The following is a 12,289-nucleotide window of genomic DNA, read 5'->3' on the forward strand; positions in this document are numbered from 1 at the left end:
GATGGCTCTGCCATTGTGCTTTTATGCAGTGCTCGATGACTTTATCGCCCCCGCAGTTAACGCAATAGGAAATTACGCCCATGTCTTACGACCAGGAACCTGCCTCGCCTATGTTCCGTATTGACGTTTCTCCCGAAACCGGATCCGACTCTTCGATCTCCGAGAGCCGTTTGACCATCGAGCTGCTGCGTCAAATGGTGGCAAGCCAGAATCAACAGAATCGTTTGCTGCAAGATTTGATCCAGCAGAATGCGGCAATCCAAAAGCAACGCGCCGGCGAGTTGCAGCAGTGGAAAGATTCCAATCCCGAACTTTCACGCGCCTGTCGGCAAGCCGCCGAAACGCTAAGCCGAGTGCAGACCGGGTTCCTCGATAGCTTGACCGAAGAAATCCTGGAAAACGAAGAGCATTTGATGGAAGGCGAGTTCATGCTCAACGAATTTGTTGATCGCTTCGGGCCTCGTTTGGCTCACCTCAATGGTGTGCTGCAAGTACTCGCACAGTTGGGCACCGGACAACCGATCCAAAACTCGTAAGCCGCAGCCGGCTCGCTTTTGCGTTGCCAGCACACCAATGAAATGACGAAGCAAAACTCACTTCGAGTTTTGCTTCTCGATCGAAATCGTTCCCACCAAAAACGCATACAATCCCACCAGCGTTTTGGCGTCTCGGATTCGCCCTTCGGCAATCCAGCTGCGAACATCCTCGCGACTTGCGATGCGATTCTCAATCTGTTCGGTAGCTTCGCGGGCATGTTCGCCGCGGGTCAAATCACGGGCGACATACAACAGCATCAGCTCGTCACTGATTCCGGGGGCTGAATAGAACTCGTGCACCAAGCTAACGGATTTTGCTTGGTAACCGGTTTCTTCGATCAGCTCGCGAAATGCGGTCTGTTCGGCGGGTTCATCCAGTTCTCGTGTGCCAGCGGGCAGTTCTAATAACGTCTCGCCCACCGTGGGCCGATTGTTTTCGATCATCACCAGCGTGTCGTCATCCAATAGCGGCAAAATGACCACGGCTCCGGGGTGACGAACCACCTCGCGAACATAGGTTTTGCCGTCGCTACCTAGAATCGACATCGCGTGCACGTTAAACCGGGCTCCTCGCAGCACGATCGATTCTTCGGGGGGATTCGATTCGGCGTGATTCATTTCGGTGAAATCCGTTTCTTCTTCATGGGGACAGTGGAATCTCGCCCGCAGGTCACAGGCATTTTTCGGTACCCAAGGTTTTGCGAGGCAGTGGACGTCGTAATTCGGGGGCTTGTCCAGGGGCGTGCCAGTAATCGACGGAATCTTCCCCGAGCGACCAACACAGACAGGCGGGTTGGCGATTGACGATCGCGGGGAAATCGATGATTCCGTTGAGCGGCAAATGAGGGGTGACCCCCAGTTCGGTCAGTTCCAAGAGGCATTGTTCCAACTTGGCCTCTTCGTCAGCCAGGGTCACACGAATGTCGTGTACCTCGTCGCGATACGACGGATGATCGATTCTCTCGGCCATTCGGTCGATGCCCGCAATCTGGTCCCGTTGCCGCTCGATCGAATGGTTCAGCTGCAATGCATCCCGCAGGATGATTCGCAGCAGCGGAAGCATCTCGGTGGCTCGTTCAGGAGTAAACATCTTGCCTCGGGTTGGCATCGAATCATCGTTGCTTGGAAGGGCATGAACCATTTCGTTTGAACCGGTCACGAGGAAGAAGGGGCCTGTGATTTTAGTGAAAGTCTCGATTTTGTCTCAAGAAATCACGCTGCTTCGGTACTCACACAGAGGTGTCTACCTAACAGTACGACGAACGAAAAGCCCTAATGGTTCCGGGACGTCTAAAATCGCCGCGGTAGGGGGTTTTTAAACTCAGCAGAGGTAATGCCGCCAAAAATGCTTGTTTTGGGGCGTTTGAGCAACTTTGGGGCCGAAATCAGACCCACGCTGAGGAGGTCCACAAGCCCTCTGGGAGGGCGAAAGGTCAAAAATCGAGGTTTGTCAAGGCATAATTCCTTGACTGATGCTATTTTTGACTTAGAGTTCATTGTGTCAGGAAAGCGGGCGTACACGGAGCGATCCTGCGGACACAACCGGCCTACGTGCGATGATCACAGTGGATGATCACAGTCATTGAGATCAGGGAAGCGGGATCCGCGAAGCACCTGCTTCAAATGGTTCTCCTCCCTCTGGCACTGTGTCTAAAACGCACTGTGTCCAAAACACTGTGTCGAATAACCAATAACACTGTGTGCATCGGGACTGTAGGCGAATTAAGTTTGAAGAATCAGGGCCGGTTAGGAAAGGACTGGAATCAATGTTAGTTTTATCAAGAAAGAAAAACGAGAGCATCGTTATCAACAACGATATCCGAATCGTGGTTGTCGAGATCCGTGGGGACAAAGTCCGCTTGGGCGTCGAAGCCCCACGTGAGGTGCCCGTTCATCGTCGCGAAGTCTATGACGCGATCCAACGTAGCTTGGAAGCAGGCGATACCCCTGTGGAATCGTAGTGGGAATTAAGGTGCGGTCCCATGCCCCCCTGGGACACGCCGCCCCTGGGACTTGTCCCGCTGGTATTTGACTCTTTGGTGTTCGCTCACCCCTGCGACATACCTGTACCATTTCTCCCTCCCCTCCTGCTACTTTGCTCGCAATCAGTCGAAGTTGCGAGTTTTCTTTTTAAGCCGAGTTTTTTTTAAACTTCGAGCGTGTCTTCAGCTTCGAGCTTATCGCTGCCGCATTTGCGTGTTGCCCCATCAGCGTTTTGAGGGGGAGTTTTCATGGCGATCGTTTTGTCACGGTTCAAGCGATCCGCGACCACGCTCTCTGCTGACATCGGCATGCACCTAGCGGACCGCTGTTGGGTTTGCGGCCGAGGCAAACAAGACGCTGCCGATGGCAGAGTGCATTCCTCATGCCGATGCACTCTTCTGATGGTGGGATCAACAGCTTTTGGAGAGGGGGTTTTTGAGTCGTCTTGGCTGCGGGCCGCCAAAATCAAATAGGGGAAAGCAAAAAGCTAACAAAAAGTTTTTCGCTTAAACCCCGTGTTTTATTACAAGCTTGGACTTTTTTCGGCCGAGAATGAATATCAAGGGAAGTGAACCCTTGACGAGAGTTAGTGGTCTTAGCTAAAAACTCTCTCACAGTGATCAACGCGTTGCGGAGATTTGGCACACGCCTCACGGCGAGCCAATTTCCACAATTCATGGCCCCTTCGTCTAGCGGTCCAGGACACCGCCCTTTCACGGCGGTAACACGGGTTCGAGTCCCGTAGGGGTCACTGATACACATAAAACCCTGTGGTGAGAGCAACCGCTCGAAGCCACGGGGTTTTTTCGTTGTCAAGAATCTTGTCGTGATTCCTGGCAAGCGGAAAGAAGGTCAGGAGCAGGGGCGTCCCTAAAAATTTTTGGACGAACCTACAAAGAGCAACCAAGCTCCTCTTCTGAACTCAGCAAAGTATTGCTAAACTAAGCGAAGTTCTACCCCGTGGTGTAATGGTAACACTACTGATTTTGGTTCAGTCATTCAAGGTTCGAGTCCTTGCGGGGTAGCTGACGTTCCCAACAGGTAACGTCCCGAGTCATCAAACGCCCGCAACCTGCGGGCGTTTTTCATTTCAGGGTGCTCGGTTTAGGGTTTTCGGTGCATTGCTCGAGATCGACACCGATGGAACCACCTTCGGATTTATCGCGGTTACCGTCACCGTTGCTGACAAATTTAGGCCCTACCTGCGACAGCCCGTGCGACGGATGAAAAACCGTCAATCGTGTCCAGTTCGTCTGGGCTACAATATCGGCTGATCCCTCTTCTCTTTCCGGACTCCTCTCTACGGACGACCAAGATGAAACGACGGCAATTTCTGGGTGCGAGTGTCGCGATGTCGGCGGCCGCTTTGACACCACGGCTGCTTCTTGCACTGGATAAAGACAACGTCTACCGAAACGCAATCGGGATCCAGCTGTACACATTGCGAAACCAAATCAAAGACGATGTTGCCGGGACATTGAAGGCCGTCGCCGATGCAGGGTACAAGCAGGTTGAACCGTATGGGTTTCCCAACGCACAACCGATGATCGATGCCGCTCGCGACAATGGGCTCGCCATTCATTCCTCGCACTTTGATTGGGATGCGGTGGTCAATCCCGACGACAAAGGAGTGCCTCCATTCTCGGAAATTTTAGAGAAGGCCAAGGATGCCGGGCTGACTCATTTGGTGGTTCCCTACTTAGCAGAGAAAAATCGCACCACGCTGGACGACTACAAAGTCACCGCGGAACGCTGCAACAAGGCTGCCGAAGAAGCTCAGGCCGCTGGGATCCAGTTGGCGTATCATAACCATGCCTTTGAGTTCGAGCCCAAGGAAAACGGTAGGTATGGCTATGAAGTGCTGGTGGACGAATTTTCCGACCAAATGAAATTTGAGATCGATATCTTTTGGGTCCAACTCGCCGGGCACGATCCCGCGAAGCTTATTCGCAAGTTGCAAGGGCGTGTGTCGCAGTTGCATTTAAAGGACCTCAGCAAACAAACGCCTGTGCCGACCTACAACGGAGTCGCCAACGAGGCCTTTGAAGAGATCGGTGACGGAGTCATCCCGATGGAACCGATTTTCCAAGCCGCTGCCGAGGCGGGCGTGGTCCACTGTCATGTCGAGCAAGACCAGTCGCCCGAGCCGCTGGCTAGCATCCGTCAGAGCATGACGTACCTAAAAAAGATGTAGTCTAAACGCGCGACATAGCAACAATCCCGTAGCGAAACTCGTCAACGGGCTGTTGATTTAGTGAGCCGTGACGCGTGAGCGGCCGGGTTCCTCGCATTACCCGGTGCCTTACGGCCCACGGCTCACCAGTGCAATCTACATTTCGATTAAATCAACAGCCCGTCAAGAGTTTCGTCCCGATTGAGCTTGATCGGAACTCACGCATGATTTCCGCCGCTGGTCTTCGGATCGACATCAAGTCAGAAACTAGCCGTCGACTTGTGCCGCCATGCTGGCGTTAGCTGGTTGAACGCCAATGCGGCGGAGCATTGCTTTGCCGCGTAGCGTTAAATCGGTGATGAATTGGAACTGGTCGCGTCCGTCGATCGGGTAGGCTTTTAGCCGGTAGTGCGTGCCCCAAGGTTTTTCGGCCGCCACCACCAATATCGGCTTCCGCAGTTGCAGATAAGGACTCGCCAAGGCGACGTCGTTCAGCTTTTGCTTTACTAATTGGCCATCGTGATCGGGATGTAAGTAAAAGTCGGCGACACACATCAATTCTCGTTTGCCGGTGTTGTTGTTGTAGATCGCCGTGGACCATATTTTGCCGTGGGGCACCGCGACCACGGTGTCGTCTGGAGTCACGATCTGAACAGTACGTAGGTCAAGCGATCGGACTTCCCCATAGGTCTCATCGATCCTGACCCAGTCTCCGTTTCGGTAGGGCCGTTCGTACAGCGCAACCACGCCTGCAATCAAGCTGCTGGCGTAGTCCTTGAAGGCAAAGCCCAGTGCGACGGCTAATGCACCCGAGATCGCCAGCAGATTTTGAGGCGTGGGGTAAATGAACAGTGGGATGATGTAGGCCGCCACGAACAGCAACATTACCGCTCGCAAAATCGGTTCCCAAGGCAGGATCCACAGGCGAAATCGATCTGGCACCTGTTCCGCAAGCCTGGGGACAATCCATTTGATGATCCAGGCCAATGTGAAGCCGGCGACAAGCACGAAGATCGCCTCAAATAAATGGATTTCACTCCATTCGCGGAGGATCCGTGTCACCTCTTCTTGCGAGGCTTTGGCGTCGGGCATGATGGATGGTTCCTAAGCGAGAGCCAAACGAGTGGAGTTAAAACGCATCGGTCAGAAATCCTTCGCTTTGCAGGTCTCGCCGTACCATCGGGTACGCAACCAAGTGCACTCGCAATACATCGTTCTGTTCGTCCAGAATGCGTGCCCTGCACAGTTCGCTCACGCGGCGATGGATTTCATCACGTGAAAACGGCAGGATTGCGGCAAGCGAGGCGAATGAAAGACCGCCATGCAGCAGCACCGCATGCAATACAAACCGGTGCATGCGGTCGCTATGGAGGGGGAATTGCGGCGGCGTCAGTTTGTCGGGCGAGACGACCCAGAGCAGCGATCCCGGTTCGCGAGCGAACGTTGGCGACGCATCGCTGTCTGGGTTAAGAGTGCGGAGACATGCATTCCAATTCGCCCTTGCCACGCCAGGGTTGCCGCGTGCATTGACCGCCAGGCTGTTCAAAATATCGGATCTTCCGTTGGGCAGTGTGGATCGTTCGTGCTCGTTCCGTTTGCCGGTTTCTTGCAGTTCGGGAAAGAGAGGTTCCTCGTTGCTTGTCCGCCGGAACTCGATTTGTTTCAGTGGCAACGTGTGGCGGAACCAGGCATCGATGCGGGCTGCGTCCAGCGGTGCCAAGGTCAGCGGCGGACCGAGGATGTCTTCGATGCCAATAGCGTGCTGCAGAAAGGCCCAGGCCCAACTGTCGCATCCGATCAACACTCGAGTACGGCGGGTGATCACGTGATCGACAAGGTGACGCACCGGGGCCAAGCCATCTTCGTGACGCAAGTACCATTTTTCTAAGTGGGGAACGATCAAGATCTCGGTGTTTGTTTCGTTTTCCGTCTCTGACAATGCGGAAGCTGGTAATGATGCTTCCCAGCGATTGGCTGTTCCCAATATCGAATTTGGATCGGGGGCGGGAACGGGAAGGGGGCGGAGTTGCTTTTGCTGCGCCAGCACTTGTAGCATGTGCGAGAGATCGCAGCCTGGCGGGCCAATAAGCGGTTGGATCAGCCGAGCGGGCTGTTCCGATTCGAACCAAGCGTCACCAAGTCGATTGGCAAGCTCGCTTGCCGCATCCAACCAATCGGGGGCAGGCGAGACTGATTTCAGCAATTCGTCGGTGGGGCGATCCCACTGAGGCATTTCGTCGTTCGTGGGTGCGGCCGCGGAATGCAAAGACCGCTGGGCCCAATTCCAGGCACGTCGCAAGCGTCCGCGGGCGGCATCGGTCGCAGGCGGTGTCGGGGCCACGAAATCGGCAACGGCAATGTACGACCAGATCGATTGAGGCTCCTCCATTTCAATGTGCTTTTTTCAAGACCATCGGACAAACACCTTCGCCCACCTATCTTAGTCGCGATGGCGAGGGCATGCGATAGTCCTCTTGCAGCGAGTCCCCCGGCGGGCGTTAGCCCATTACTGGCGAACTCTAGAAGGGCGCCCGTGCCGAGTTGTATAACATCCGTCTTGACGACAGTTGTTTCAACGTGTAATTTTGCTGCATGGCTAAATCGTCGAAAAATACGGCTGCGCCCGCAGCGAAACGAACTTTCGATTCCTTGGAACAAGAAGTCTTCTTGAGCTTGTGGCGGACCTACGATCGTCTCAAGACGCTGGAGGATGACGTGTTTGGACAGGTTGATTTGTCCGCCCAGCAGTACAACGCCTTGCGGCTGTTGCAGTCGATCTACCCCGATGCGATGCCAACGTTGATGTTGGGGAGTCGGCTGATCTCGCGTGCTCCCGACATGACTCGCCTGCTCGATCGTTTGCAGCGTCGAGGACTACTGAACCGTGAGCGGAAATCCGAGAATCGGCGTGTGGTCGAAGTCTGCATCTCTGAGAAAGGCCTCCAACTGCTCGACGAAATTCACGATGCCGTCCAGGAATGTCATCGACAACAGTTGGGGCACCTGAACAAAAAGGACTTGCGTCAGTTGTCCAACTTGCTCCGGCAAGCCCGCCAACCACACGAGAATCCAACCCACCTATCGGTCGCCGATCAGTAATGACGCACACGTTTTGATACGTCGGACATTTATAAGGACAATATTGTGGCAAACCGTCAGTCTTCCAGTGTCGTCGTGATCGGTGGTGGTCCCGCCGGTGCGACCGTTTCGACTTTGATCTCCCAGCAAGGCTATCAAGTCGAGCTTCTCGAGCGTGAGCGGTTTCCTCGCTACCATATCGGCGAGTCGCTGATTCCAGAAACCTATTGGGTGCTGAAGCGGCTGGGGATGCTCGACAAAATGAAGTCGAGTCACTTCGTCAAAAAGCACAGCGTTCAGTTCGTCAGTCCCTCGGGAAGGCATTCGGCTCCCTTCTATTTTCACGACAACAAACCGCACGAATGTTCGCAGACTTGGCAGATTCGCCGGAGCGAATTTGACGTGATGATGTTGAAGAATGCAGAGGAACAGGGTGTTGTTGTTCGCGAAGGTGTAAGAGTTCTCGACGTGCTGTTCGAGGGTGACCGTGCTGTCGGTGTACAGATTCTGGACGAAGCCGGGAATCAAAAGGAAATTCACGCCGATGTGGTCGTCGACGCCAGTGGGCAAAGTTCCATGCTGATCAACAAGTTCAAGCTGCGTGTGCCCGACACGCAATTGAATAAGGGAGCACTCTGGACGTACTACGAGGGAGCCTATCGAGATCAGGGCAAGGACGAGGGGGCGACCATCGTGCTAAGTTTGCAAAATAAGAAGGGATGGTTCTGGTACATCCCAATGCACGATGACATCGTGAGTGTCGGTGTGGTGGCGGATTTCGATTACCTGTTCAAGGGCAGAGGGAATCACGAGTCCACCTATTTCGAAGAAATGGAGAACTGTCCGGCAGTGAAAGAACGGATCACCAACGCAAAACAAATGGCTCCGGTAAAGGCGACAAAGGACTACACGTACCGGGCCAAGCAAGCTGCGGGCGATGGCTGGGTGTTGGTCGGAGATGCGTTTGGGTTTCTCGACCCGCTTTATTCATCCGGGGTGCTGCTGGCAATGAAGTCGGGCGAGCTTGCTGCGGATGCCATTGTCGAAGGCTTGCAAATCGGCGATACCTCTCGTTCGCAGATCGGAAAGTGGGAGACAGGGTACGTCGAGGGGATGAATCGAATGCGGCGATTGGTCTGCGAATATTACGACGGATTCAGCTTCGGAGAGTTCATACGTCGCTTTCCACACCACCGAGGCAGTGTCACTGACCTACTTATTGGCGACCTTTTCAAGCCGGAACTTGACCAAGTTTTCCATGACATCGACTCCATGAAAGTCTCTTAACTTGGTCGGCAGGATTCTTTCGGTTCGTTGGCATTTTGGCAAAGGCATTTTGGCAAACGCTGAGAATCCTTTTTTCCCTAAAGGTTTTGTGCCTCTTTGATGCGCTGCGGAACTCTCGCGAAACTTGCGTGGCTTACCGAATGCCCCAAAATTTTTCTGAGTGTTTCGCTGCTTCCACATTAAGCTGTGAAAAAGCTTAGTTGGCAAACTGGATGCTGATTTGATCTTCAATGTCGATGTCGAGACCTTTGATTTGGTCGGCAAGTTTTTGCGTTTCGCTTCGCAATTCCGGACCGTGATACCGATGACTTAAACGCGACAGTTTGTCGACCAGTGGCTTTTGCTCCAACAGCGGCCCAATTTCGATTTTGAAAAGTGTCACTTGGTCTTCGTTGTGATAACGGGCATTGGTTTCACCGATTCCGCTTTCCAATTCCACGAACAGCCCCATTCGCGCATCTTTCAAGACTTGGCTCATGAACTTTTCCATCTGTGGACCGGTGATCGAAACCACGCCCGGCGATTTGGGGGCTTCGGCAAACGGATCTTTGGTCGCTTCCCGCGGTTGCTGATTTGCATTCGCCTGAAGCTGATGGTCACTGTCGCGAGAAATCAGCAAGCGGTCGCCCTGAAGCTGAAACCGCGTGCCTTCGACAAGCGAAAATTTTTCATGAGGTCCGGTTTTGGAAGAATTGGGTTCCGTTCCCTCTGCGTCTTCGGCATCCTTTTTGGTTTTATGTCCGAGTGTAAACAGCTGATCACTGAGCACCAGTTCGTTGACATCGTCGAAGGCGAACACGACTTCAAAGCCGTTCCAACCTTGCGGATTGGTCGCTGCTGCCACCGATTCGACTCGCACTCCCGTGCCTAAACGTTCAGCTAACGCCTGCAGCTTTTCCTCCGTTGGCAAACCCTCGTTTGGAACTTTCTCTGACGACGTTTCTTGCTTGGAACTGCCGATCGAAAAACCGAGATTGGCTTTCTGGTGGTAGCTTCGCACGTGAACCACCCCGCTGCCATCACGATTAACTTTCACCACCACGGATTCTTCGATGCATCCCACCAACAACAAAGTCGCTAGGCACACCAGCCCACCGAAACACGGCTTATTCATAACGAGGCTCCACTGACGAGAATGCGGAAGTGGTGCAGTATAACGCAATCGCGGGGGGCCCGGACTGACAAAGCCGCTGCTTGCTATGCTGTACAAATCTCGCGGTGCCCCTTCTCTGGAATCATTATACTGACAACAGTCCTTCCCCGTATCGTTCCCGTCCGGAGAGATAGTGATGAATCGCATTGGTCGTCGTCAGTTTTTGGCAAACGTTGGTAGCGGGATGTTGGTGAGCAGTTTAGGTACGGGGCTCGCGGGTGATCTGGGGATTCGTTCGGCCAGTGCCGCCGACGGTGCCGACGATCGGCTGACGTTTGGTGAACTAGAGCCGTTGGTTTCACTGATGCAGGAAACGCCGCTTGGCAAACTGCAGCAAGCCTTGCTCGGTAAAATCGACAGCGGCACGGACCTAGCCACCCTAATCGCAGCCGGTTCGTTGGCAAACGCTCGCACCTTCGGCGGACACGACTATGTCGGTTTTCATACGTTTATGGCGCTAACGCCCGCACTGGAAATGGCGGCCGAGCTTCCCGAACCTCGGCGTGCGCTGCCAGTTTTGAAAGTGTTGTATCGCAACACCGATCGTATTCAACAATTTGGTGGTTCCAGCAGCGAAGTCCTGCGTCGTTTGGACGCCAGCAAGCATGAAGGTCATCGTCCGTCAGCGGAAGCGTTGCAAACCATGACGCGGCAGGCCAATGTAGTGCGAGCCGAGCAGATGATGGCGGCGCTGAGCGAAGAATCGGCAGCCGATGTTTTCAATCGTGTTCAGCACAGCGTCCAAGATGAAGCCGATGTGCACCGTGTCGTGTTGGCGTGGCGAGCTTGGGCGTGTATCGGAATTGTCGGTGAACAACATGCCAACACGCTGCTGCGGCAATCGGTGCGTTATTGTCTGCAAGATTCACAGCGACGAACTCGCGATGGTAAGCCCGATCCGCAGTTATGGACGCTGTTGCCACGGTTGCTTGATCAATACAAATTACTCAGCCAGCCGGTCGGAAATCGTCAGGGGGATGACCAATGGATTGACGAATTGGCTTGGACGATTTTTCACAGTAACCGCATGCAAGCTGCCGACGCGGCCGCGCAAGCCCTGGCCGCCGGCTATGCACCCGATCAAATCGGCGAAGCCATGTCGGTGGCTGCCAACCTGCTGTTGTTGCACGATCCAGGGCGTGCAAGGGATGGCGACGGAGATAAAGTCAAAGGATCGGTGCACGGCGCCTCGGTCGGAGTCCACGCATCGGATGCGGCTAACGCCTGGCGCAACATCGCTCGGGTCAGCAATCCACGCAATACGATTGCCAGCCTGTTAGTGGGCGCCTACCACACGGCCGGCCAAAACCCGCGAGTGGAACGCGAGCCATGGCCGCTGAAAATGGACGCGGTCGAAGCAGTCGACGACAAGCAGCAGCTTTTAACGCAAGCCGAGCAAGCCGTCCGCAATCGCGATCAAGCGCTGGCAGGTGCAGCCGTTCAGCGGTTCGCCGACCTGGGAGGATCCCCGCGAGCAATTTCGGATGTGTTGATTAAATTTGCGACCAGCGAGGACGGCGCGTTGCATGCGGAAAAGTACTACCGCACCGCCACCGAAGAATTTGCCAATACGCGGCCGTCACTGCGCTGGCGACAATTGGTAGGTTTGGCACGAGTGTCGGCCAGCGAATACGGAACCGCCGCCCCCGGCTATCGCGAAGCGTGCGAACTGCTAAACGTGCAGGCCTAATTCCATTTTCCCGTAACTAAGCAATGAAGTAGGGCCGGTTCCCACCGGCTACGTGCGTTGGATAGCCGGTGCCGTTAATTACAAATGGAGGGCGACAGTTGGATGACCGGTTTCGTCGCCCTCGCAATGGGAGACGGCCGGTTGGAAGCGGCCCTACTTTGCTAACCCAACGCGTCAGTTTTGAAGTTGCGCGTTTGTATTTAGGGGCAAAGCCCCGGACGTTTACCTAGCCCAGCCCAACGGGCTGGGACCAAGAAAACCAATGAATTGTAGGGCCAACGGCCCGGCCGTTTACAGGGACTTAATGAGGGCGGCTAGCAAATGGCCGGGCCGTTGGCTGGGCTGATGAAAATGTCGTGTAGTGGCTTTTACTGCCACACGGATGAGTT

General features: G+C 54.4%; 12 protein-coding genes and 2 tRNA genes. 8 read left to right on the top strand and 6 right to left on the bottom strand.

Annotated elements, in window-relative coordinates:
• Window positions 1-80 precede the first annotated feature (80 nt).
• Window positions 81-536, top strand: a complete 456-nt coding sequence (locus ABD971_RS28910) for a hypothetical protein (protein ID WP_339940288.1) — start codon at window positions 81-83, stop codon at window positions 534-536.
• 57 nt (window positions 537-593) lie between these two features.
• Here the strand turns inward: ABD971_RS28910 and ABD971_RS28915 are convergent, their stop codons facing one another.
• Both ABD971_RS28915 and ABD971_RS28920 read right to left on the bottom strand, forming a co-directional pair.
• Window positions 594-1,154: an NUDIX hydrolase gene (locus ABD971_RS28915; RefSeq protein ID WP_345327199.1), complete on the bottom strand. Its 561-nt coding sequence runs from the start codon at window positions 1,152-1,154 to the stop codon at window positions 594-596.
• Window positions 1,155-1,206: 52 nt separating this feature from the next.
• Window positions 1,207-1,644 (bottom strand): DUF2203 domain-containing protein, encoded by a 438-nt coding sequence (locus ABD971_RS28920; RefSeq protein WP_345327200.1) that lies wholly within the window; start codon window positions 1,642-1,644, stop codon window positions 1,207-1,209.
• 658 nt (window positions 1,645-2,302) lie between these two features.
• Between ABD971_RS28920 and csrA the strand changes: the two genes are divergently transcribed.
• Complete coding sequence (csrA, locus tag ABD971_RS28925) at window positions 2,303-2,497, top strand: carbon storage regulator CsrA (protein ID WP_339940282.1); 195 nt, start codon at window positions 2,303-2,305, stop codon at window positions 2,495-2,497.
• A gap of 185 nt (window positions 2,498-2,682) precedes the next feature.
• Here the strand turns inward: csrA and ABD971_RS28930 are convergent, their stop codons facing one another.
• Window positions 2,683-2,823: a hypothetical protein gene (locus ABD971_RS28930; RefSeq protein WP_345327201.1), complete on the bottom strand. Its 141-nt coding sequence runs from the start codon at window positions 2,821-2,823 to the stop codon at window positions 2,683-2,685.
• Window positions 2,824-3,197: 374 nt separating this feature from the next.
• On the opposite strand from ABD971_RS28930, the gene ABD971_RS28935 reads away from it, so the two are divergent.
• The 3 genes from ABD971_RS28935 (at window position 3,198) to ABD971_RS28945 (ending at window position 4,713) form a co-directional block, all read left to right on the top strand.
• Window positions 3,198-3,270 (top strand) — tRNA-Glu (locus tag ABD971_RS28935).
• A gap of 203 nt (window positions 3,271-3,473) precedes the next feature.
• Window positions 3,474-3,544: transfer RNA gene (locus ABD971_RS28940), tRNA-Gln, on the top strand.
• 290 nt (window positions 3,545-3,834) lie between these two features.
• On the top strand, window positions 3,835-4,713 hold the full coding sequence (locus tag ABD971_RS28945; RefSeq protein ID WP_339940279.1) for a sugar phosphate isomerase/epimerase family protein: 879 nt from the start codon (window positions 3,835-3,837) through the stop codon (window positions 4,711-4,713).
• A 246-nt stretch (window positions 4,714-4,959) separates the two neighbouring features.
• Here ABD971_RS28945 and ABD971_RS28950 read toward each other — a convergent pair whose 3' ends face one another.
• Window positions 4,960-5,784 carry a mechanosensitive ion channel family protein gene (locus tag ABD971_RS28950; protein WP_339940277.1) on the bottom strand — a complete coding sequence of 275 codons (825 nt, stop codon included), beginning with the start codon at window positions 5,782-5,784 and terminating at the stop codon, window positions 4,960-4,962.
• Window positions 5,785-5,821: 37 nt separating this feature from the next.
• Window positions 5,822-7,081: a hypothetical protein gene (locus tag ABD971_RS28955; protein ID WP_345327202.1), complete on the bottom strand. Its 1,260-nt coding sequence runs from the start codon at window positions 7,079-7,081 to the stop codon at window positions 5,822-5,824.
• Window positions 7,082-7,284: 203 nt separating this feature from the next.
• On the opposite strand from ABD971_RS28955, the gene ABD971_RS28960 reads away from it, so the two are divergent.
• Both ABD971_RS28960 and ABD971_RS28965 read left to right on the top strand, forming a co-directional pair.
• Window positions 7,285-7,791: a MarR family winged helix-turn-helix transcriptional regulator gene (locus tag ABD971_RS28960; protein WP_345327203.1), complete on the top strand. Its 507-nt coding sequence runs from the start codon at window positions 7,285-7,287 to the stop codon at window positions 7,789-7,791.
• Between the two features lie 45 nt (window positions 7,792-7,836).
• Window positions 7,837-9,057, top strand: coding sequence for an NAD(P)/FAD-dependent oxidoreductase (locus tag ABD971_RS28965; protein WP_345327204.1), 1,221 nt, complete (start codon window positions 7,837-7,839; stop codon window positions 9,055-9,057).
• Between the two features lie 196 nt (window positions 9,058-9,253).
• Here the strand turns inward: ABD971_RS28965 and ABD971_RS28970 are convergent, their stop codons facing one another.
• Complete coding sequence (locus tag ABD971_RS28970) at window positions 9,254-10,171, bottom strand: hypothetical protein (RefSeq protein WP_345327205.1); 918 nt, start codon at window positions 10,169-10,171, stop codon at window positions 9,254-9,256.
• Between the two features lie 175 nt (window positions 10,172-10,346).
• Between ABD971_RS28970 and ABD971_RS28975 the strand changes: the two genes are divergently transcribed.
• Window positions 10,347-11,900 (top strand): hypothetical protein, encoded by a 1,554-nt coding sequence (locus tag ABD971_RS28975; RefSeq protein WP_345327206.1) that lies wholly within the window; start codon window positions 10,347-10,349, stop codon window positions 11,898-11,900.
• Window positions 11,901-12,289 lie beyond the last annotated feature (389 nt).

The sequence above is a fragment of the Novipirellula rosea genome (assembly GCF_039541335.1).
GTDB lineage: Bacteria > Planctomycetota > Planctomycetia > Pirellulales > Pirellulaceae > Novipirellula > Novipirellula rosea.

What these genes read in the sequence shown, in the direction of transcription:
- ABD971_RS28915 (WP_345327199.1), bottom strand. Translation starts at nt 1,154, where the DNA reads ATGAATCACGCCGAATCGAATCCCCCCGAAGAATCGATCGTGCTGCGA.
- ABD971_RS28910 (WP_339940288.1), top strand. Translation starts at nt 81, where the DNA reads ATGTCTTACGACCAGGAACCTGCCTCGCCTATGTTCCGTATTGACGTT.
- ABD971_RS28920 (WP_345327200.1), bottom strand. Translation starts at nt 1,644, where the DNA reads ATGCCAACCCGAGGCAAGATGTTTACTCCTGAACGAGCCACCGAGATG.
- ABD971_RS28945 (WP_339940279.1), top strand. Translation starts at nt 3,835, where the DNA reads ATGAAACGACGGCAATTTCTGGGTGCGAGTGTCGCGATGTCGGCGGCC.
- ABD971_RS28970 (WP_345327205.1), bottom strand. Translation starts at nt 10,171, where the DNA reads ATGAATAAGCCGTGTTTCGGTGGGCTGGTGTGCCTAGCGACTTTGTTG.
- csrA (WP_339940282.1), top strand. Translation starts at nt 2,303, where the DNA reads ATGTTAGTTTTATCAAGAAAGAAAAACGAGAGCATCGTTATCAACAAC.
- ABD971_RS28955 (WP_345327202.1), bottom strand. Translation starts at nt 7,081, where the DNA reads ATGGAGGAGCCTCAATCGATCTGGTCGTACATTGCCGTTGCCGATTTC.
- ABD971_RS28950 (WP_339940277.1), bottom strand. Translation starts at nt 5,784, where the DNA reads ATGCCCGACGCCAAAGCCTCGCAAGAAGAGGTGACACGGATCCTCCGC.
- ABD971_RS28930 (WP_345327201.1), bottom strand. Translation starts at nt 2,823, where the DNA reads ATGTCAGCAGAGAGCGTGGTCGCGGATCGCTTGAACCGTGACAAAACG.
- ABD971_RS28960 (WP_345327203.1), top strand. Translation starts at nt 7,285, where the DNA reads ATGGCTAAATCGTCGAAAAATACGGCTGCGCCCGCAGCGAAACGAACT.
- ABD971_RS28975 (WP_345327206.1), top strand. Translation starts at nt 10,347, where the DNA reads ATGAATCGCATTGGTCGTCGTCAGTTTTTGGCAAACGTTGGTAGCGGG.